At 47.2% G+C, this 21,545-nt stretch carries 17 protein-coding genes; 3 read left to right on the top strand and 14 right to left on the bottom strand.

The window, feature by feature from the left end:
• Positions 1-190: 190 nt before the first annotated feature.
• The 7 genes from lpdA to sdhC all read right to left on the bottom strand — a co-directional run bounded on the left by lpdA (position 191) and on the right by sdhC (position 9,338).
• Positions 191-1,630: a dihydrolipoyl dehydrogenase gene (lpdA, locus tag P8H32_RS01095; protein ID WP_301088231.1), complete on the bottom strand. Its 1,440-nt coding sequence runs from the start codon at positions 1,628-1,630 to the stop codon at positions 191-193.
• A 21-nt stretch (positions 1,631-1,651) separates the two neighbouring features.
• Positions 1,652-2,854: a 2-oxoglutarate dehydrogenase complex dihydrolipoyllysine-residue succinyltransferase gene (gene odhB / locus P8H32_RS01090; RefSeq protein ID WP_301088230.1), complete on the bottom strand. Its 1,203-nt coding sequence runs from the start codon at positions 2,852-2,854 to the stop codon at positions 1,652-1,654.
• Positions 2,855-2,910: 56 nt separating this feature from the next.
• The gene (locus P8H32_RS01085) at positions 2,911-5,745 is read right to left on the bottom strand and encodes a 2-oxoglutarate dehydrogenase E1 component (protein WP_297291275.1); all 2,835 of its coding nucleotides are present in this window, start codon (positions 5,743-5,745) and stop codon (positions 2,911-2,913) included.
• Positions 5,746-6,031: 286 nt separating this feature from the next.
• Positions 6,032-6,739 (bottom strand): succinate dehydrogenase iron-sulfur subunit, encoded by a 708-nt coding sequence (locus P8H32_RS01080; RefSeq protein WP_297291274.1) that lies wholly within the window; start codon positions 6,737-6,739, stop codon positions 6,032-6,034.
• Between the two features lie 68 nt (positions 6,740-6,807).
• Positions 6,808-8,580, bottom strand: a complete 1,773-nt coding sequence (gene sdhA, locus P8H32_RS01075) for a succinate dehydrogenase flavoprotein subunit (RefSeq protein WP_297291293.1) — start codon at positions 8,578-8,580, stop codon at positions 6,808-6,810.
• A 3-nt stretch (positions 8,581-8,583) separates the two neighbouring features.
• Positions 8,584-8,970, bottom strand: coding sequence for a succinate dehydrogenase, hydrophobic membrane anchor protein (gene sdhD / locus P8H32_RS01070; RefSeq protein ID WP_297291273.1), 387 nt, complete (start codon positions 8,968-8,970; stop codon positions 8,584-8,586).
• Complete coding sequence (gene sdhC, locus P8H32_RS01065; protein WP_297291272.1) at positions 8,964-9,338, bottom strand: succinate dehydrogenase, cytochrome b556 subunit; 375 nt, start codon at positions 9,336-9,338, stop codon at positions 8,964-8,966. The genes sdhD and sdhC overlap by 7 nt, the downstream gene beginning before the upstream one ends.
• A 477-nt stretch (positions 9,339-9,815) precedes the next feature.
• Between sdhC and gltA the strand changes: the two genes are divergently transcribed.
• Complete coding sequence (gene gltA, locus P8H32_RS01060; protein WP_297291271.1) at positions 9,816-11,102, top strand: citrate synthase; 1,287 nt, start codon at positions 9,816-9,818, stop codon at positions 11,100-11,102.
• A 100-nt stretch (positions 11,103-11,202) separates the two neighbouring features.
• Here gltA and P8H32_RS01055 read toward each other — a convergent pair whose 3' ends face one another.
• The 3 genes from P8H32_RS01055 to P8H32_RS01045 form a co-directional block, all read right to left on the bottom strand.
• A complete protein-coding gene (locus tag P8H32_RS01055; protein ID WP_297291270.1) occupies positions 11,203-11,409 on the bottom strand; it encodes a type II citrate synthase in 207 nt (68 codons plus the stop codon).
• Between the two features lie 105 nt (positions 11,410-11,514).
• On the bottom strand, positions 11,515-12,321 hold the full coding sequence (locus P8H32_RS01050; RefSeq protein ID WP_297291269.1) for an AsmA family protein: 807 nt from the start codon (positions 12,319-12,321) through the stop codon (positions 11,515-11,517).
• An 89-nt stretch (positions 12,322-12,410) separates the two neighbouring features.
• Positions 12,411-12,884 carry a hypothetical protein gene (locus tag P8H32_RS01045; protein ID WP_301088229.1) on the bottom strand — a complete coding sequence of 158 codons (474 nt, stop codon included), beginning with the start codon at positions 12,882-12,884 and terminating at the stop codon, positions 12,411-12,413.
• A gap of 108 nt (positions 12,885-12,992) precedes the next feature.
• Between P8H32_RS01045 and P8H32_RS01040 the strand changes: the two genes are divergently transcribed.
• Positions 12,993-14,264, top strand: a complete 1,272-nt coding sequence (locus P8H32_RS01040; RefSeq protein WP_301088228.1) for a CinA family nicotinamide mononucleotide deamidase-related protein — start codon at positions 12,993-12,995, stop codon at positions 14,262-14,264.
• Between the two features lie 68 nt (positions 14,265-14,332).
• Positions 14,333-15,835, top strand: a complete 1,503-nt coding sequence (locus P8H32_RS01035) for an AbgT family transporter (protein WP_301088227.1) — start codon at positions 14,333-14,335, stop codon at positions 15,833-15,835.
• Positions 15,836-15,838: 3 nt separating this feature from the next.
• Here the strand turns inward: P8H32_RS01035 and phoU are convergent, their stop codons facing one another.
• The 4 genes from phoU to P8H32_RS01015 all read right to left on the bottom strand — a co-directional run bounded on the left by phoU (position 15,839) and on the right by P8H32_RS01015 (position 21,423).
• Positions 15,839-16,561: a phosphate signaling complex protein PhoU gene (gene phoU / locus P8H32_RS01030; RefSeq protein WP_297292473.1), complete on the bottom strand. Its 723-nt coding sequence runs from the start codon at positions 16,559-16,561 to the stop codon at positions 15,839-15,841.
• A gap of 17 nt (positions 16,562-16,578) precedes the next feature.
• Positions 16,579-17,373, bottom strand: a complete 795-nt coding sequence (pstB, locus tag P8H32_RS01025; RefSeq protein ID WP_297292476.1) for a phosphate ABC transporter ATP-binding protein PstB — start codon at positions 17,371-17,373, stop codon at positions 16,579-16,581.
• A 96-nt stretch (positions 17,374-17,469) separates the two neighbouring features.
• Positions 17,470-19,161: a phosphate ABC transporter permease PstA gene (gene pstA / locus P8H32_RS01020; protein WP_297292472.1), complete on the bottom strand. Its 1,692-nt coding sequence runs from the start codon at positions 19,159-19,161 to the stop codon at positions 17,470-17,472.
• Positions 19,162-21,423, bottom strand: coding sequence for an ABC transporter permease subunit (locus P8H32_RS01015; RefSeq protein WP_301088226.1), 2,262 nt, complete (start codon positions 21,421-21,423; stop codon positions 19,162-19,164).
• Between the last annotated feature and the right edge of the window lie 122 nt (positions 21,424-21,545).

Here is a 21,545-nt window from a genome sequence, read left to right as displayed (position 1 = left end):
GCGGGTGGCCCAAATTGCCTCACCAGGATGTTACACGCCGCACCAAATAGAGACTTGAAGGCTATAGGGTGCTTATAATTTATACAAAAAACGGGTTACTCCCGCGAGGGCGGGAGTCTGGATTCCCGCCCTCGCGGGAATGACAAGCCGGGCGGGAATGCCAATCCGGGCTGGTGTAGCGTGGGGGATTTTATTTACGCTTTTTCTTGTTGGCGATATGGATTGCATGACCTTCAACCGCCAGTGCTGCTTCATGCACCGCTTCTGACAAGGTTGGATGACCAAATACGGTCAAACCAATATCTTCGGCGCTGGAACCAAACTCCATAGCTATAACCACCTGTTGCACTAAATCCGCAGCGCTTGGGCCGATAATATGGCAGCCCAGAATACGGTCGGTTTCCGCATCGGCAATCATCTTCACCATACCGGCGGTATCATTAGCAGCCATGGCACGGCCACTGGCCGCAAAAGGGAACACCCCTACTTTGTAATCAACACCATCTGCCTTAAGCTGCTCTTCGGTTTGACCGACTGCTGCAATTTCAGGGTGGGTATAAATAATATTGGGGATTGTGTCGTAATTCATTGCGGCTTTTTGGCCAACAATACGCTCAGCTACCATCACCCCTTCTTCAGAGCCTTTATGGGCTAACATAGGACCACGAACAATATCGCCCACCGCATAAATACCCGGCGCATCGGTTTCACAATAATCATTAACGTAAACAAAACCACGTTCATCCATAGTGACGCCACAATCACCGGCCAATAAGCCTTCGCTCTGCGGACGACGACCAACGGCGACAATCAACTTATCAAACACTTCCTGCTTTTCACCATCGCTATCGGCATAGGTTACGGTTACCTGACCATCTTTGACTTCAGAGCCAGTAACTCTCGCACCGAGGCGAATATCCATACCCTGCTTTTTAGTAAAGATTTTTTTCGCTTCTTTGGCAATTTGCTTATCCACATTGGGAAGAAAATCTTCCATAGCTTCAAGCACAACCACTTCAGCACCCAAACGACCCCAGACACTACCTAACTCAAGACCAATAACACCGGCACCGATAACACCTAAGCGCTTGGGAGTTTCTAAAAACTCTAATGCACCGGTTGAATCAACAATCACATCCTGATCAATAGGTGCAGGGGGAATATTAATCGGCAACGAACCGGCCGCAATAATAATATTATCGGCATCAAGCGTTTCAACACTGCCATCATCGGCAGTCACTTCGACTTTTTTACCCGCCAATACTTTACCGGAGCCTTTAATCGCCGTAACACCATTAGCCTTAAATAGCTGACCAATACCGCCGGTTAACTGGCCAACAATTTGGTCTTTACGGGCAATCATCTGTGGAATATCAATCGAAAGCTCTTTGGCAGAAATACCATGAATAGAAAAATCATCCCGCGCTTCAGCAAACTTGTGCGTACTATCCAATAAAGCCTTTGAAGGAATACAACCTACGTTCAGGCAGGTACCACCAAAACCGGTTTTACCCAGCTTATTCGTGCTTCTTTCCAAACAGGCAACATTTAAACCTAACTGGGCCGCACGAATAGCTGCAACATAACCAGCGGGGCCAGAACCAATAACTACGACGTCATACTTAGACATAAAAATTTCCTAATCAATCTCTTATATTTCAAGAAGAATACGTGCGGGATCTTCTAATAACTCTTTAATACAGACCAAAAACTGCACTGCTTCTTTGCCATCAATTAAACGGTGATCATAAGATAGCGCCAGATACATCATTGGCAGAATCTTCACTTCACCATTCACCGCCATGGGGCGTTCCTGAATCTTATGCATACCTAAAATAGCGGTTTGTGGTGGATTTAAAATTGGCGTTGAAAGCAAAGAACCAAATACTCCACCATTGGTAATAGTGAAAGTACCGCCCTGCATTTCTTCCAAACCTAATTTGCCATCACGGGCGCGTGAGCCATAGCTGCGAATAGTATCTTCAACTGTTGCCAAGCCCATATTTTCGACATCGCGTAACACCGGTACCACCAAACCTTTATCTGACGATACGGCAACGCCGATATCCTGGTAGCCGTGATAAACAATATCGTCACCATCAATAGAAGCGTTGACCGCCGGGTAACGCTTTAAGGCTTCACAGGCAGCTTTAACAAAGAAACCCATAAAACCAAGACGTACGCCGTTATGGGTTTTCTCGAAAAGGTCTTTATACTGCTTACGCAGCGTCATTACCGGTTCCATATTCACTTCGTTAAAGGTGGTTAACATGGCGGTAGTTGATGTGGCTTCCAGCAAACGCTCAGCAATGCGCTTACGTAAACGCGTCATAGGCACACGCTTTTCAATCTTGTCACCGGTATCCATTTCCATAATAGGCGCTGGGGCAGCAGGTGCGGCTGCAGCCGGAGCTGCTGGTGCTGCATGACTTAAATGTTTGACCACATCTTCTTTTGTTACCAACCCACCTTTACCCGTAGCGACAATGGCAACACCGGTCAGATTATTTTCATCAACCATTTTACGGGCCGCTGGGCTTAGTTTTATCTCAGCACTCGCAGCAGCGGGTTCTGCCGCAGCGGCAGGTGCAGCTTCTGGAGCAGGTGCAGCACCGGCACCCTCTTCAAAATGACCGATTAGCTCATCACTTAAAACGGTATCTCCTTCCGCTTTAATAATTTCACTAATAGCACCATCGGCAGGCGCTACAATTTCCAGCACGACTTTATCGGTTTCTATATCTACCAATAATTCATCGCGAGAAACCGCTTCACCGGGCTGTTTATGCCAGGTGGCAACGGTGCCGTCGGCAACAGATTCGGGAAAAGTCGGTGCTTTTATTTCGATGGTCATAGTTTTTCCTTTCATTCAAATTCAAACAGAACGAACAATTAATTCTTAGTAAAGTCTTATTCCAAACCCAATGCTTCGGCAATCAGTTTTTGTTGCTGCGCAACATGCAGAGCCATATAACCCGCCGCAGGTGAAGCCGAAGCATCACGCCCCGCATACTCAAGATACAAGGCACTCTTATGTTTATGAATTACACGACGCATATGGTGCTGACTGGAGTACCAGGCGCCCTGGTTCATTGGCTCTTCCTGACACCAGACGATTTCTTGTAACTCGGTGAAAGGAGCTAATGCCTCTTCCAGCCCTTGCTCAGGGAATGGATAGAGTTGCTCCAAACGAATAATAACAACATTGTCTATTGCTTTTTCGCGGCGAGTTTCACGTAAATCGTAATAGACCTTACCGCTACAAACTACAGCGCGCGTTACTTTTTTCGGATCGAGCTGATCGGTTTCACCAAGTACATTTTGGAACTGGCCATCCGCCAATTCCTCAAGAGTTGAAACCGCTTCTTTATGACGCAGTAAGCTTTTCGGTGACATAACAATCAATGGTTTACGCAAGGGGCGCAAAGACTGCCTGCGCAACATATGGAAGACCTGTGCCGGAGTGGTTGGCACACAAACCTGGATATTATGTTCAGCCGATAGCTGTAAAAAGCGCTCAAGACGAGCCGAGGAGTGTTCTGGCCCCTGCCCTTCATAACCATGGGGCAGCAACATCGTTAAACCACATAAACGCTGCCACTTATGTTCACCGCTGGTAATAAACTGATCGATAACCACTTGGGCACCGTTAGCAAAATCACCAAATTGCGCCTCCCAAATCACCATCACATTCGGCATGGTAGTGGCATAACCATATTCAAAAGCCAATACCGCTTCCTCTGATAATAGGGAATCGTGGATAGTAAAGGTTGGCTGATCTTCTGCAATATGCTGTAAAGGCACATGAATAGAAGCATCGTTTTGACTATGCAAAACCGCATGGCGGTGGGAAAAGGTTCCGCGACCAACATCCTGGCCAGTTAAACGAATCGGGTTGCCTGCATCTAACAAAGTGCCGTAGGCGAGAGTTTCAGCAAACCCCCAGTTAATCGGCGTCGCACCGGCGGCCATTTTATGACGGTCTTCATAGATTTTCCCAACTTGACGCTGGATAGGAAAGCCTTCAGGGATAGCATTAATTTTTGCCGCCACTTCCTGTAATTTTTTCAGGTCGATACGGGTATCACAGGGGCAATCCCAATCGTGACCCAGGTAAGGATTCCAATCGACAAACAGCTTTTCGTTGGGCTCATGGACTAAACTCTTGGCCACATGCTCGCCGCTCTCTAAAGCGCGACGATAACTTTCAATCACTTCAGTGTCGTAATCTTTAGTGATTAAAGACTGGGCAATCAGCTTATCCGCATATAAATCACGGGTAGTCCGCTGCTTTTTGATTTGTTGATACATTAATGGCTGGGTACCAGAGGGTTCATCCGCTTCATTGTGACCACGGCGACGGTAACATACCAAATCAATAACAATATCTTTATTAAATTGCTGGCGATAATCGACGGCCATTTGGCTAACAAATAAAACCGCTTCAGGATCATCAGCATTAACATGGAAGATAGGGGCCTGTACCATTTTGGCCACATCGGTACAGTATTCTGTTGAACGAGAATCTTCTCGCTTACTAGTGGTAAAACCAACCTGGTTGTTAATAACAAGATGAATGGTACCGCCGGTTTTATAGGCGCGGGTCTGTGACATCTGGAAGGTTTCCATCACCACACCCTGTCCTGCAAATGCCGCATCACCATGTAGAATCAAAGGTACAACCTTTTTACCCACAGGATCTTCACGGCGATCCTGGCGGGCACGTACTGAGCCCTCTACAACCGGCGCACCAATTTCGAGGTGGGACGGATTAAAGGCTAAGGCCAAGTGCATTTCGCCACCTGGAGTTTCAACAGTAGAAGAAAAGCCCTGATGGTATTTCACATCAGCGGAGCCTTGATATTCGGCTCGGCCTTCAAACTCATCAAATAATTCCGAGGGATTTTTACCCAATACATTGACCAGTACATTTAACCGGCCACGGTGGGCCATACTGATAACCACTTCTTTGGCAGAGTATGAACCGATGCGTTGAATCATCGCATCCATCATCGGAATCAGGCTTTCCCCCCCTTCCAGACCAAAGCGTTTCACACCGGGGTATTTTGAAGCCAGTACTTTACCCAAGCCTTCTGCGGCTGTAAGACGCTCATGCAAATGCAATAACACATCATCGCCATAAGAGGGTTTAGAGCGAACACTTTCCATCCGCTGCTGAATCCACTGTCGCTCTTCGGTGGCAACAATATGCATAAACTCAGCACCGATAGTGTTGCAGTAGGTTTGCTCTAACGAATCAACAATTTCTTTTAAGGTGGCCTGGTCTTTACCAATAAACAGACTGCCGGTTTGAAAGACGGTATCGAGATCAGCAGCGGATAATTTATGGTAGTGAAGGTCGAGATCGGGAACAGGCGCGCGAACCTCCAGGCCTAACGGATCCAGTTTGGTTTGCTGGTGGCCACGTTGACGATAGGCACTACAAAGCTGGATAACCCGAACCTGTTTTCTTTCATGCTCGGTAATACCACTATCACTTTCAACAGATAGCGGTTTAATTTTAGCTTTGGCTAATTGGGTAAAGTGGTCGCGAATCGTAGAGTGCGGAATATCCTGCCGCACATTGCCATTGACCTGGGGTAGTTTTTCAAAGTAGGTGCGCCACTCTTCCGGCACATTATTAGGGTCCTGTAGATAGGTTTCGTAGAGGTCTTCTACATAGGTGGCATTGCCACCTGAAATATGGGAGCTACCCCATAACAACTCCATTGAGTCTTTTTGCATGTCTTTGGGCCTCTGCAACAAGCGCGTTAACATTACGCAAGGCTTTGCTTAAACCCTGAGATAACGAAGACCTGCCATGGTAGTGACAGAGCTTATACTTGTTGGATATAGCAGTTAATAAGATGCACTGGTAAGTGCCATCACCATATCCCGCATCACGATAATTGAATATAAAAAATGTAATGCCTGGAACACTGTGTAAGTGTAGACGAATCTGACACTTACACCGTATTCAAACAACAAAAAAAACAAGCTTTTGGCTTATTTTTGCTGCTATGCCTAACGCTTATGTTGCGCTAGTTAAAAGCATATTGCGAATATGCCCGATAGCTTTGGTAGGGTTCAAGCCCTTAGGACAAACACTGACACAGTTTTGGATACCGTGGCAACGGAAAACACTGAATGGATCATCCAGATCAGCCAAGCGCTGTTCAGTTGATGTATCACGACTGTCCGCCAGGAAACGGTAAGCCTGTAACAGACCCGAAGGACCGATAAAGCGATCCGGGTTCCACCAGAATGAAGGACAAGCGGTAGAACAACAAGCACACAGGATACACTCATAAAGACCGTCTAACTTCTCACGCTCTTCAGGTGACTGTAGACGTTCAATGGCTGGCGCCGGGGTATCATTAATGAGGAATGGCTTAACCTTTTCATACTGCTTGTAGAATAAGCTCATATCCACAACCAGGTCACGGATAACAGGCAGGCCCGGTAACGGGCGCAGAACCAGCTTATTGCCGCCTTTCATGGCTTCAGATAATGGCATAATACAGGCCAGGCCGTTTTTACCATTGATATTCATACCATCAGAACCACACACACCTTCACGGCATGAACGACGGTAAGAAGTAGTTGTGTCTTCGGCCTTAATCAGCTCAAGGACATCCAGTACCATTAAGTCTTTACCAGCGGTATCAACTTCCAGGTCCTGCATATACGGCTCGGCGTCTGTTTCCGGGTTGTAACGATAAATACTAACATTCAACATATTTTTCTAGCCTCTTAATCTTTGGCTCAACTGGCTGTTTTTGATTTTGCTGTTACTTCATTTCACTGTTAATAGGTACGTATTTTCGGCTGGAAAGTATCAACGGTTTTCGGGGTAAAGTTTACACCGCGCTTACCGACACTCTTGTCGCCAGGGAAGTACATGGAGTGACACAGCCAATTCTCATCGTCACGATCTTCAAAATCTTCACGGGCGTGAGCGCCGCGGCTTTCTTTGCGCTCTTCAGCGGCAATCGCTGTGGCTTCTGCAACCTCAAACAAGTTATGAAGTTCCAAAATTTCGATGCGAGCCGTGTTATAAGCATTACTCTTATCTGCAAGATGCGCATTTTCAATACGAGGACGTAATTCAGCCAGCTTTTTAATACCTTCCTTCATATAGTCACCGCGACGGAATACACCGAAGTAGTTCTGCATAATGGTTTGTAGCTCTTTACGCAAGGCGGCAACGCCTTCGCCGCCAGTCGTATTGTTCAGGCTGGTTAAGCGTGAAGCTGCTTTGGCAATTTCTGCTTCGGTAGCATCTTTCATATCGATACCTTCGCGAAGCGACTTCTCAATATGCAGACCCGAAGATCGGCCAAATACAACCAGGTCAAGCAGTGAGTTACCACCCAAACGGTTAGCACCGTGCACCGATACACAAGCAACCTCACCACAGGCATACAGACCTGGAATAATTTGGTCGTTGCCATCAGCATCAACGGTAATCGCCTGACCATCAACGTTAGTTGGAATACCACCCATCATATAGTGGCAGGTTGGTATTACTGGCACCGGCTCTTTAACCGGGTCAGCGTGTGCGAAGGTACGTGATAATTCACAGATACCAGGCAGACGACTTTCAAGTACTTCTTCACCCAAGTGATCAAGCTTCAGGTAAACGTGATCGCCATCAGGACCACAACCGCGGCCTTCAAGGATTTCTAAAGTCATAGAACGGGCAACAACATCACGGCCCGCCAGGTCTTTTGCGTTAGGTGCATAACGCTCCATAAAGCGCTCGCCGTCTTTATTGACCAGATAGCCACCTTCACCGCGACAACCTTCAGTCACAAGCACACCCGCGCCGGCAATACCGGTTGGGTGGAACTGCCACATTTCAATATCCTGAACCGGCACACCGGCACGCAATGCCATACCAATACCGTCACCAGTATTAATGTGCGCATTAGTCGTAGAAGCATAAATACGACCGGCACCACCTGTGGCTAATACGGTCGCTTTTGATTTGATATGAACAACTTCGCCAGTCTCGATGCAGATAGCGATAACACCGGTTACAGCGCCATCTTCATTTTTAACCAGGTCGGTTGCGTACCACTCGTTAAAGAACACCGTTTCGTTCTTCATATTGCCCTGGTAAAGGGTGTGCAATAGCGCGTGACCAGTACGGTCAGCCGCAGCACAAGTACGAGCAGCCTGAGTTGGATTGTCAGGTCCTTTAGATTGACCACCAAAAGGACGCTGGTAGATACGGCCTTCTTCAGTACGAGAGAACGGCATACCCATATGGTCTAATTCGTAAACCGCTTCCGGGCCCACGCTACACATATATTCGATAGCGTCCTGGTCACCAATATAGTCTGACCCTTTTACGGTGTCATACATATGCCAGCGCCAATCATCATTGGGATCGTTAGACGCAATTGCACAGGTAATACCGCCTTGGGCGGACACTGTGTGTGAGCGAGTAGGAAATACTTTAGAGATAACCGCAGTCTTGTAACCAGACTGGGAAAGTTGCAATGCGGCGCGCATACCTGCACCGCCACCACCGACGATTACACCGTCAAATGAAATAGTTCTAATAGTCATTATTGATTAACCCCAAAGGATCTGGATGCCCCAGACAACATAAGTGAACAGGACAACCGCACTGGCAGCCTGAAAGGCCCAACGCAATAGGTTAGCTTGAGCACCAACGGCGGGCCCTAATTTAATAGTCAGTACATGTCTTACGAGATAATCGGTAGAAACAGACCACAATCCAATCCAGGCATGAGAAGCAATAGAGAGAATTGCCGCCAGGGTAAAGGTCTTCATCCAGGTCTCATCGAACAAAGCCTTCCACTGAGCGTAGTCAGGGGAGCACAGCAATAAAACACCAGCGATTACGACGGTATAAGCTAACAGAATCACACCGGTGACACGCTGCATTAACCAGTCTGAGAGGCCGCTGCGACCAAAATTCGTTACTGAAGTTACCATACCATCGCTCCCGCCAGAATAATTAACACAGCAGAGACGATTAAAACCAGTTTGGCTCCAGTCTGGCCGCCCTCAAGGGTCTCACCAATGCCCAGATCCATAATCAGGTGTTTGATACCCGCTACAGAGTGATAAATCAGTGCAGACAAAACGCCCCACACAATCAGTTTTACTAAAAAGGAATCAGCCAGGGTTTTAACGGTGTTAAAGCCCTCTTCACTGGCCAGGGATTCATCCAATAGCCAAAGCAGAACGGCGGCACCAGCTACGAGAATCACACCGGTAATACGGTGGGTAATCGACGCCAATGCAGGTAACGGCAGGTCTATGGTGCCGATATCAAGATTTACAGGTCGTTTATCAGTCACGGTTTTATCACACTTGTCAGGCCCCTTATCTATTCGGCGACTATAATCGGCGACCAGGTAAGCAGGCGGTTAAAGGTTAGCGAAGCGCTTGGGATCAAGAGAGCAATTTGAGAAAAAAACTAAGCCAGCGTTAGACTTAGCCCCACAGACAGCCCTTGGAATCCGCGGCGAATTATAGGCATATCGATATAAGATTACAAACGCTAACACCCCCCCTCAAGAATAAATCCACTTTATTACGCTATTTAAAAGAAGAAAAATTGTAATACCGTCCGATCGGCTGCTAAAAATCTCGAAAAGCTTTGATTTAACAGCATATTATAAGATCAGGAGCTAAATTCCCCATTGACAAAAACCACCAAAACTCTATGATTGTCCACCCTCTATACAGCAAAATGCAAAACGGCGGCCAGCATAACGCAATGCCGGCGACCAGTACTGGAATCACTCAGAAAATCAAAACGTTAGGAGTTTTACATGTCTGATAAAAAAGCGACTCTGGCCATCCCAGGCAAAGACGCCATTGACCTCCCTATCTATTCCGGCAGTATCGGCCCCGACGTAGTCGATGTTGGCGCACTGACAGGGCAAGGCATGTTTACGTATGACCCGGGTTTTGTTTCTACTGCAGCCTGTGAATCCAAGATCACTTATATAGATGGTGGTAAAGGGGTATTACTACACGGCGGCTACCCTATTGAGCAACTGGCCAACGAATCTGACTTTTTAGAAACCTGCTGGCTATTGTGGAATGGCGAATTACCAACCCCAGCTGAAAAAGCAGATTTTGTAGAAAAGATCACCATGCACACCATGGTTCACGACCAGATGACCTCGTTCTTTAAAGGTTTTCGCCGCGACGCACACCCAATGGCTATTCTCTGTGGTGTTGTTGGCGCGCTGTCAGCTTTCTACCATGACTCACTGGATATCACTAACGAAAAGCACCGCAATATCTCTGCTATTCGCCTGATCGCCAAAATGCCAACCCTGGCAGCAATGGCCTATAAATTCTCTATCGGTCAACCTTTTGTTTACCCTCGCAACGACCTGAACTATTCAGAAAACTTCCTGAGCATGATGTTCAGCACCCCTTGTGAAGAGTACAAAATCAGCCCGACCCTGGCCAAGGCCATGGATAAGATCTTTATCCTTCACGCTGATCACGAGCAAAATGCTTCTACTTCTACTGTTCGTTTGGCCGGCTCAACAGGCACTAACCCATTTGCCGCTATTGCCGCTGGTATTTCTGCCCTTTGGGGGCCATCACACGGTGGTGCTAATGAAGCGGTATTGGATATGCTCAACGAAATCGGCGATGAAAGTCGTATTGATGAGTTTGTTGCTAAAGCCAAGGACAAGAACGATCCTTTCCGTTTAATGGGCTTTGGTCACCGTGTTTATAAAAACTTTGATCCTCGCGCCAAAGTTATGAAACAAACCGCTGATGAAGTACTGAGTGAACTAGGTCTGGATAATGACCCTCTACTTAAGATTGCCAAGCGTTTAGAGCAGATTGCCCTGGAAGATGATTACTTTATCTCCAAGAAGCTTTACCCGAATGTTGATTTCTACTCAGGTATTATCCTCAAAGCTATGGGCATTCCCACCAGCATGTTTACTGTGATTTTTGCCCTTGGTAGAACACCAGGCTGGATTGCACACTGGAATGAAATGATTGCCGATAACTCTCGTATCGGTCGACCTCGCCAGCTTTACACTGGGCCTACGCAGCGTGATTTCACTGAACTCAGCAAGCGCTAGCAACCAAATGGCTGACAAAAACCGCATTGAAATATGCGGTTTTTTTTTGCCTTTAAACTTATCATGAACAGACCGCTGGCTTTATGGCGGTTAGCAGTGATTAAAGGCTGGCGCCTTCATCGGTATAATCGATACGGGGGTAACTGACCCACTGAAAAGTTTGCTGGTGGCCGCAGATCACACACTTATGTGGAATATCACCGGTGCTTTCATCCATCTCGCCTACTTTATGCATCATGCCGTGCTCGCACTGGTCGCAAATATAGTTGACTTCAATTGGTTGCACGACACGTCTGATTTCACCCATATCACTCTCCCTTATTCAGCTATTTACAGCAAGATTTTGCAACAAAGGTAGCAAGGCAGCGCTACATTACTACTGCCCCGAGCCTCTATAGAAGCGTTAAAGTTGTTATTTAGAAAATAGTGACTTAAGAGCATCAACGGTATCCTTGTCGCCTATTTTTTCCTCCAGCTTCTTATCTATTTTTGCTTTTAGCTCGTCTTCCTTTTCTTTCAGCTTTTCTTTCGCTTTAGCTTTGGCTTCATCTTCCAGTAATTCCTGCAGCCGATCCTTAAGTGCTTTATTTAATTGCTTCAGCAAGGGTTTGATAATGGCATTGGCCAGACCCTCAGGAGGTACACCGGATTCGCCACCAATATTGCTTAACTTAATAGCCGGTATCGATACGTCTTTCGCTCCCCACTTCTCCGTCACCAATTCAGTGGCGCTATTAACAAAGTCAAATTGCCCTACCTTGATCAGCACATCAACTGGAGCTGAAGGTTCTTCGGCAGGCTGTTCCGGTACGGGTGTCGAGGGAGAAGCCCCACTCTCAAGGCTTTTCAGTAAGGCTTGTACATTGGTTGTTGCGCCCTTTTGCTCCGCCGTTACCCTGGCGCCATCGATGCTTATTTCCTGGATATCAATCACTCTATCCAGCAGTGACATCACATCCAGGTCGACCACTATATTATCCATTTCAAATAATGACGGTGCGCTAAAGCCAGCAGGGTTGGCAATCACCAAACCGGAAAGCCGAGCCCGGCTACTTAATAATAGAATATCTACACTGTCCAGGGTCACCGTTGTTTTTAACGTATCAGAACCCACCTGTACGATGGCATCCTTAACTACGGTGTTAATATTACTCACGACATAAAAAACACCCACCGCAATCACGATTAGTAGAACCGATAAGACTTTCATTAATTTCATTGCTATAAACCCCTGGTTAAATAATATCTCATTCCCGAACCCCTCTCGTCATTCCCGCCCCCCTCACCGTCAATTCCCGCCCCCCCCCGTCATTCCCGCGAAGGCGGGAATCCAGCCTGCACGCTTATGCTGTTATTTCCGCTAAAGCGGAAATCTACAGCATTGGATTCCCGCCTTCGCGGGAATGACGGGGGGGGGCGGGAATGACGGTGGGGGGCGGGAATGACATCTTCTCCGTAAACCATCGCTTTTAATACTGACTCCCATCGTATAGACAGGTCCGCATCACCTAACACAGCCGGTATAGGTCCACCCCTTATCAACCCTTGCCATTCAGAGTCATCAAGCTCAACCACTGTTTCAGCCTCGGTGCCAGCCACTATCGCAATAGTGTCAGGCTGGGGCTGTAAGGTATAAGCATTATCGGTGTCTTTAATTCGGAAACAAATAGCAGGGAGTTCGCGGGCAGCCACAGCTGCTAACTGACCATGGCCTGCCGCCAGCCGGCGTGGCAATTCCTGAAGGTGGAAATCATGGAAATCCAGCTCGGAAATATCAGTCATAAGCTATCCTGTTTATGGTGTATTATCGGCAATCAGTGGCGATGCTCAATAAGACACTAGATTAACAACGCTGCAAACAGACAACAACTAAAATTCCAGAAGTCTCTTATGAAAATACAATTACTCCTCACCGGCAATGAACTAATGTCAGGCCATACAGTTGACTCTAACTCGGCCATGATTGCCCAACAATTAGCCGCCAAAGGCTATGGCATTGCCAGAAAGGTTACCGTTGGCGATGACAGCGCTGAATTATTGGCAGAAATGAAGCAACAATCTCAAGCCAGCGATGTGCTTATTGTAAATGGCGGTTTAGGGCCCACCATTGATGATCTTACGGCACAAATCCTCAGTGAACTGACAGGGCAGGTGATAGAAGAAAATATTATTGCCAAAGAGCACCTGATTAACTGGTGCCAGCGGCACAGGCTGGCACTCAATGATGCCAACCTTAAACAAGCCCTGTTGCCCGCTGGCGTTGAAGTCATCCCCAACCCTGTTGGCAGTGCGGTTGGTTTTTCAATTAACCACAACGACTGCTTAATTATTTGCACCCCCGGCGTACCCAACGAACTAAAGCCTATGATGGAGCAGACCATAGTCGATATGATCTGCCAGCGCTTCCCTAACAATAAAGAGCCATCTACCATCCGTTTCCAGACCTTCGGTCTTGGTGAGTCTACTTTGCAGCAACTGGTTAATAATCAATTGAGTGATTGGCCCGAAGAAGTGGAACTGGGCTTTAGGTCCGGTATGCCTTTACTGGAAATCAAATTAACTATTCACGATGCCAACCACTCACAACTGCAACAGCAATGCTATCTACGCTTAAGCGCACTGATAGGCGATTATATTATCGGGCCGCAAAGCACCACTCTGGCTGAGGCTGTTATTCTGCTGTTAAAAGAGAAAAACGCTCAAATAACTACAGCAGAGTCCTGCACCGGTGGCTTAATCGCTGCGTCGATTACGGAAATTGCAGGCGCATCGTCAGTATTTGAAGCCGGCTTTGTTACCTACTCCAACTCCATGAAAGCCGTTATGGTCGGCGTTGATAACGCAGTATTGCTTGAGCAAGGCGCTGTCAGTGAGCCGGTAGTAGTTGCCATGGCGAATGGCGCGATGGTAAACAGCGGCGCTGATTATGCAATTGCCGTATCCGGTATAGCAGGCCCCGATGGCGGCAGCGAAGAAAAACCCGTAGGCACCGTATGGATCGCATGGGGCAACAGGTACAAACTTAATACCCGCAGACTGCGCTTTAACGCCTCCCGGCAATGGTTTCAAAAAATGGTGATGGCGACAACGCTGGATTTAATCCGCCGCGACCTATTGGGCATCGAAGAAGAGCCTCATTACTTAAGGCATTATTCAAGATAACCAACTATTTCGTCATTCCCGCGAAGACGGGAATCCACTTCATCAAAACACACCACTGAGCCCTACCCATGCTACTTAACTCTTTGCTGCAGCGTGTTGAACAGGCAGGTAATAAACTGCCCAACCCCACCATTTTATTTATGGCTTTATGCGCGATCATTCTAGTGATCTCCGCCATCAGTAGCTGGCTGGACCTATCGGCCGTACACCCAATTAGCGGTGACACGATCAATAGCGTGAACTTGCTGAGCAAAGAAGGCTTGCACCTTATCCTCACTAAAACCGTCACCAACTTTACCCATTTTGCCCCGGTAGGCAGTGTGTTAGTCGCTATTATGGGTATTGGCGTTGCTGAACATTCCGGGTTAATTGGGGCCGTGTTAAAAGCTACGGTATTAAAAGCTCCCAGACAGTTGCTCAGTTTATTTGTGGTGTTAACCAGCGTGCTTTCCAGTTTGGCGATGGATACTGGCTATGTCGTAATAATACCTTTAGCAGCTTTGGTGTTTGTCTCAGCAGGACGTCATCCCCTGGCCGGTATTGCTGCCGCTTTTGCCGGGGTATCCGGGGGCTTCAGTGCCAATATTCTTATCGGCCCTGTCGATGCCATATTAGCTGGCATATCCACCGAGGCGGCGGCCTTAATTCAAAGTGATTACGAAGTAAACGCGGCAGGTAATTATTATTTTCTTATTATCTCAACCGTTGTCATTAGTCTGGTCGGCACCTGGGTTACAGAAAAAATTGTTGAACCCCGTCTTGGCAGTTACACAACAAACCATGACTCATCTGTTAGTACTACCCTACTCCCGCAAGAAAAGGCCGCCTTGCGTGCAACCGGCTGGTTTAGCCTGATTGTTATCGGCTTATTACTTTGGGGCTTATTACCCGACCACGGTTTGCTACGAGACGCGGACAATACCATCCTACGCTCACCCTTTATCACAGGTATCGTCATTATTATTGCCAGTTACGCAGCTATTGCCGGTTATATCTACGGCAAGGTCAGCGGCAGCTTTAGCCATAAGAATGATGTTATTAAAGGCATGGAATCGAGCATGGTGACCATGGCTAGCTATTTAGTGTTAATGTTTTTTGCCGCACAGTTTGTCAGTTATTTTAGCTGGAGCCAGCTAGGGGCTATTGCCGCTATTAACGGCGCAGGCTTTTTAAAATCATTAAGCTTAGGCGCGCCCACCTTATTGGTGAGTTTTATTGTGATGGCGGCAATGATTAATCTGCTGATTGGTAGCGCATCCGCTAAATGGGCACTGTTTGCGCCTATTTTTGTACCGATGTTTTTATTACTGGGGATTAGCCCGGAAGCAACGCAAATGGCTTTTAGAATTGGCGATAGCACCACCAATATTATTACGCCGTTAATGCCTTACTTTGGGGTGGTCGTTGCCTTTGTGCAACGCTATGACAAGGAGGCTGGGATTGGAACGATTATAGCGACCATGCTGCCCTACTCGCTGGCGTTTTTACTAAGCTGGTCGCTATTACTACTAGTCTGGATTGTGATGGACTGGCCGCTAGGGCCGGGGGCAGGAATCTTTATTCCTCAATAGCTACTATTGATTATCCTGCACTTCTGCGGTCATTTCCTTAATACCGAAATGACGAACATCCCTACCCTTCACCAAATAAATCACATGCTCGGCAATATTGCGGGCATGATCACCCACTCGTTCCAGTGAGCGCAGTGCCCAAATCACATTCATCATTTGGCTGATGGTACGGGGGTCTTCCATCATAAAGGTAATAATACTTCTTACCGCTGTACCGTACTCTTCATCAACCAACTTATCTTCTTTGGCTACGGCCAAGGCCATATCCACATCAAAGCGGGCAAACGCATCCAGGGCATCGCGCACCATAAAGCCTACATGGTTACCAATATGGCGAATTTCTTTATAGCCCCGTGGGGATTCACCACTCTCTGATAACTGAATGGCCTGGGTAGCAATTTTACCGGCCTCATCACCAATACGCTCAAGATCGATAACCGCTTTACTGATAGCAATAACCAGACGTAAATCACTGGCAGCCGGCTGCCGTCTGGCAAGAATACGGGTGCACTCTTCATCAATCGACACTTCCATGGAATTGATTTGCTTATCGTTCACCTTAACCGTTTCCGCCGACTGGCTATCACCTTCGATCAGGGCGGTAATCGCATCGCGAACCTGCTGCTCTACCAGCCCACCCATTTCCAGCATATGGGTTTTGACGGTATCCAGCTCGGCATTAAACTGCTGCGAGATATGATGGCTATGTACGTCTTTATCGATCATGGTTTTATCCTTAGTCGTTAACCGTAACGGCCGGTTATATAGTCTTCGGTTTGTTTCTGGGCTGGGTTAGTAAATAATGTATCCGTACTATCAAACTCAATCAGCTTGCCCATATATAAAAAGGCAGTGTAATCGGAAACCCGTGCCGCCTGCTGCATATTGTGGGTGACAATCACAATGGTGTATTTCGATTTTAGCTCATTGATCAGCTCTTCGATTTTTAATGTCGAAATGGGGTCCAGTGCTGATGCAGGCTCATCTAATAATAGCACTTCCGGTTCAATAGCCACGGTACGGGCAATCACCAAACGCTGCTGCTGACCGCCTGACATACCTAATGCACTGTCGTGCAGGCGATCTTTAACCTCATCCCATAACGCTGCCTGACGCAGAGACTTCTCTACCGCTTCATCTAATACACGCTTTTTATTAATGCCCTGAATACGTAAACCGTAGGCCACATTTTCATAAATAGTTTTTGGAAAAGGGTTTGGCTTTTGAAACACCATACCAATGCGACGACGCAATGACGCAGCATCGACACCGCGCTGATAAATATCTTCACGGTCCAACAGGATCTTTCCATCGATCTCACAACCATCAACCAAATCGTTCATGCGGTTAAAGCAACGCAATAGCGTAGATTTACCACAACCACTAGGGCCGATAAATGCAGTTACACGCTGCTTGGGAATATCCAGGCTGATATCGTGAAGTGCCTGCTTGCCACCTTCATAAAACAGGTTCAGGTTTTCTACTGATAGGCTGATTTCTTCATTGGCAATATCCAGCGCCTGGCCAGAACGTCCCATGGTCTCTAAATCTATTGCATGCGTTTTCACGGTAGTCTTATCTCTTGTCATCAATCGTTTAAATTCTATTATATTTCCAGCGGCTACATTTCCAGGCTACATTTCCAGTGATTTGTACTTTTCACGCAGATGGTTACGTAAGGCTACCGCGCTAAAGTTCAATAAGGCAATAATAACCACTAACAATAAGGCTGTGGCGTAAACCAGTGGCCTGGCCGCTTCAACATTGGGGCTTTGGAAACCCACATCGTAAATATGGAAGCCCAGATGCATAAATTTCTGGTCTAAGTGTAAATAAGGGTAATTGGCATCAACGGGTAATGACGGGGCGAGTTTTACAACACCCACTAACATTAACGGCGCTACTTCACCGGCGGCGCGGGCTACAGCCAAAATCAAACCGGTCATCATCGCGGGGCTGGCCATTGGTAAAACCACTCGCCAAAGTGTTTCAGCTTTTGTGGCACCCAGTGCCAGGCTGCCTTCACGTAGTGCGCGGGGAATACGGGCCAAACCTTCTTCTGTTGCCACAATAACAACAGGTAGGGTTAGTAAGGCCAAAGTTAATGAAGCCCACAATAAACCGGGAGTACCAAAGGTAGGGGCCGGTAAAGCCGCTTCAAATAAGACCCGGTCAATCTCTGCACCAAGAAAGTAAATAAAGAAACCCAAACCAAATACACCGTAAACAATCGAGGGAACACCAGCGAGGTTATTGACTGCGATTCTTACAGTACGGGTCAGTACACCTTGTTTGGCGTACTCTCTTAAATAGACCGCCGCGACGACACCAAAGGGCGTCACCATTACCGACATTAACAACACCATCATCACGGTACCGAAAATTGCCGGGAAGATACCCCCTTCGGTATTAGCTTCACGGGGTTCGTCGGTTAGGAATTCCCAAAACTTGAGAAGATAGGCAAACGCTTTTTCACCCAAGCCCATCCCATTCGGTTGGTTCGCGTGAACCACCATAGCTAATTGGATTTCTACCTCGGCACCATTTATAGCTTTGGCAGTAATGCTATCGCGGTTAATTTGCTGGTATAACTCAGCCAATTGCTTTTGCAGCACACTGTATTCTTGATCCAGTACCGCGCGATCAGCATTAATGTCCGCCATACGGGTGGCCCGCTCAGCTGAGCTTAAACCTTTATTCAGGTCCAGGCCCCGCTCACTTAAACGCAAGCGCTCTAACTCGTAGTTAATCGCGCCAATAGCGCCTTTTTCAATCCCTTCTATTTGTCCATGTAAATCTAAAGCGCGCTCAATGCGGCGCTGAAATTCAGCCCAATTATCATCGGTCTGAACAGGCTGCCCTTGTTCTTTAACACCGAGTAAATAACCGTAAAAGTTACCCCACTCACGGCGCTCAATGGTCATAATGGCTTCAGGGTATTTTCTATCGCCAATAAAATCTTCGATCACCCAAACAAAATCTGTACCGGTTACGTCGCGATTACCTTGCTTTATCAGGGTGCGGTCAACAAAAGCTTTATCGGTTTCGATTTTTACACCGGCCGATAGTAATTGCTCAAGGGGGATACTTTCGGTTTCAACAATTTCACCCATAATTCTTTGGGCAGCCAAGCCCGGCTGGGCATAGTTGGCTTCCAATACATTGGAGGGCCAAAAGTGACCAAAGCCACGTACCGCCAATAGCACCAGAATACCGATAACAGCAACAACACTAATACTGACTGCGGCGGCATTAATCCAGATAAAGGGGTCGCCATTGCGAACCCAATCTCTAACGGACAATTTTTTATCTTTATCTAAAGTCATTTATAAAGAACCATACTTCTTGCGTAAACTTTGACGCACAATTTCTGCAATGGTGTTTACAACAAAGGTAAACAGGAATAAGACAAACGCGGCCAGGAATAGAACCCGATAATGGGAGCTATCTACTTCTGTTTCACCAATTTCAACCGCAATATTGGCCGCCAGGGTACGCATACCCTCAAAGATATTGGCATCCATTACCGGTGTATTACCCGTGGCCATTAATACAATCATGGTTTCACCTACGGCTCGGCCCATACCAATCATTAAGGCGGAAAAGATACCGGGACTGGCGGTAGGAATAACCACACCTACCAGTGTTTGCCAAGGGGTTGCGCCTAATGCCAATGAGCCATAGCTCAATGATTTGGGCACAGAGAAAATAGCGTCTTCTGCAATAGAGAAGATAGTTGGCACTACGGCAAAGCCCATCGCTACACCGACTACCATCGCATTACGCTGGTCATAGGAAACGCCCAGGTCATAGGTTAGCCAGGCACGCATATCGCCACCAAAAAACAACAGTTCCAGATTGCCACTGGCGGCCACGCAGGCCCAGGCGATAAACATTACCACAGGAATCAGTAACACGGCATGCCAGCCATCGGGAACTCGCAACCTTAAGCTGTCCGGCAGCCGGCTCCAGCAAAAACCAAACAACAAAACACCAACGGGCATGAGTAAAAAGATACTAAACACACCGGGAAGATTTTTTTCAATAAACGGCGCCAACCATAAACCCGCAAGGAAACCTAAAATAACGGTGGGTAGTGCTTCCATTAATTCAATCAGCGGTTTAACTTTGCGGCGAACCACTGGAGTCATAAAGTAAGCCGTGTAGATAGCACCACATAAGGCCAACGGTGTTGCAATTAACATTGCATAAAAAGCAGCTTTTAAGGTACCAAAGGCTAAGGGCGTAAAACTGTACTTGGCTTCAAAGTCGTTATTGGATGCGGAGGACTGCCAAATATAATCTGGCTCAGGATAGCTTTCGTACCAGACTTTTTCCCATAGGGCTTGCCAGGAAACTTCAGGGTGCTCGTTATCCAGTTTCCAGTAGCTAAACTCGCCTTTTTCATTTTGTGTTAGCAAGGCTTTGGCACGAGGGGAAATAGCTAGCTGAGTAATATTGGATGAGGCATCGGCAATAGATTGTGAAAGTAACTGGCGGCCAGAAGTCGTATGGTAAACGGCTAAGGTATTGTCGCTATCAACCGCTAAAAAGCCTTTGCGACGGTGTTCAGGAGCGGTTAACTTAATCGCACTGTCACTACCCTGGAAGCTGCGAATATTTTGCAAGCGTGGTGGCTCACCATCAGCGCGCACCATAAACCACTGTTGGATTTCACCCTGGTCGCTGGAAATCATTAGGGAGATTTCACCTAGTAGAAAACGTACATTGGTGACTTGGCCTTTAGCAATTAAACGGCCGCTATCAACAATCTCTTCGCTATTCAGGTTGATAACCCGATAGTCGCCCCGCTTGCTAACAACATAACCCCAGCGCTGGTCCGGGCCTACTAACAGCCATTCAATATTGATATCAATTTCAGGCAGATTAAGAATCTCTTCTTCCAGCAGGATTTCTTCGGTAAGAAAATCTTCTTCTTTAACTAAACGTATACCTTCCAGCTGGCCATCCACTTCTGCCAGCAACAATAGCTGCTCTTCGGTATCGCGAACGGCGATTTTATTAATGGTGCCCTCACTGACTGAAATCCCTTCTTCGCCATAGGGGTACTCAATCTGCGGGGTGATCAAACGCTTATCATTGGGGTAGCTGATTTTGTAGACTGGCTTGGCCAGCAGGACATCGCCGCCGGTGGCCATCGCTAATAGGGGTTGTTGTTCAGAATGGAGGCTAAAAGCGGTTAATTCAGCGGTCAATGGCAGCTGAAATTGTTTGACTGTTTTACCGCTATTGGCAGCAAAGAAGTCTATCTGGCCATTAGACCTAAGCTGAACCGCTACTTCGGCCTGCTCTTCCATCGCCAGATAGAGGGGCTCTGAACCTGCTCCCCTACTGTCTTCCAGACTATAACTGCTCACCGGCTTCAGGCTGGCGCTCTTGAATAGCGGTATAATCTCATACAATAAGTAGAAGAAAATCAATAAGATAGCGAGCAAAACCGCCATTCCACCTGCTGTAATGGTGAAGTTGGCCAGTCTATCTTTGGCTTTACGCCAGCCACCAAGGCTGTCGTCAAAGATGCTGCTCTTGGCTGCGGATTGGGGCTGTAGGGTATCTGTATTTGGCATGGAGCGTATTGTATGTAAGAAATATTACAGTTATGTGACAACCCCCTATTTACTACAAATGTCATACGGACTTCTGGAGTTAAGTATTAGGGAGGGCAGTTTATTTGTCGGGGGCGGGAATG

This window comes from Oceanicoccus sp. (genome assembly GCF_029238675.1).
Lineage (GTDB): Bacteria > Pseudomonadota > Gammaproteobacteria > Pseudomonadales > Dasaniaceae > Oceanicoccus.
This window is presented reverse-complemented; position numbering and strand designations above follow the sequence as displayed.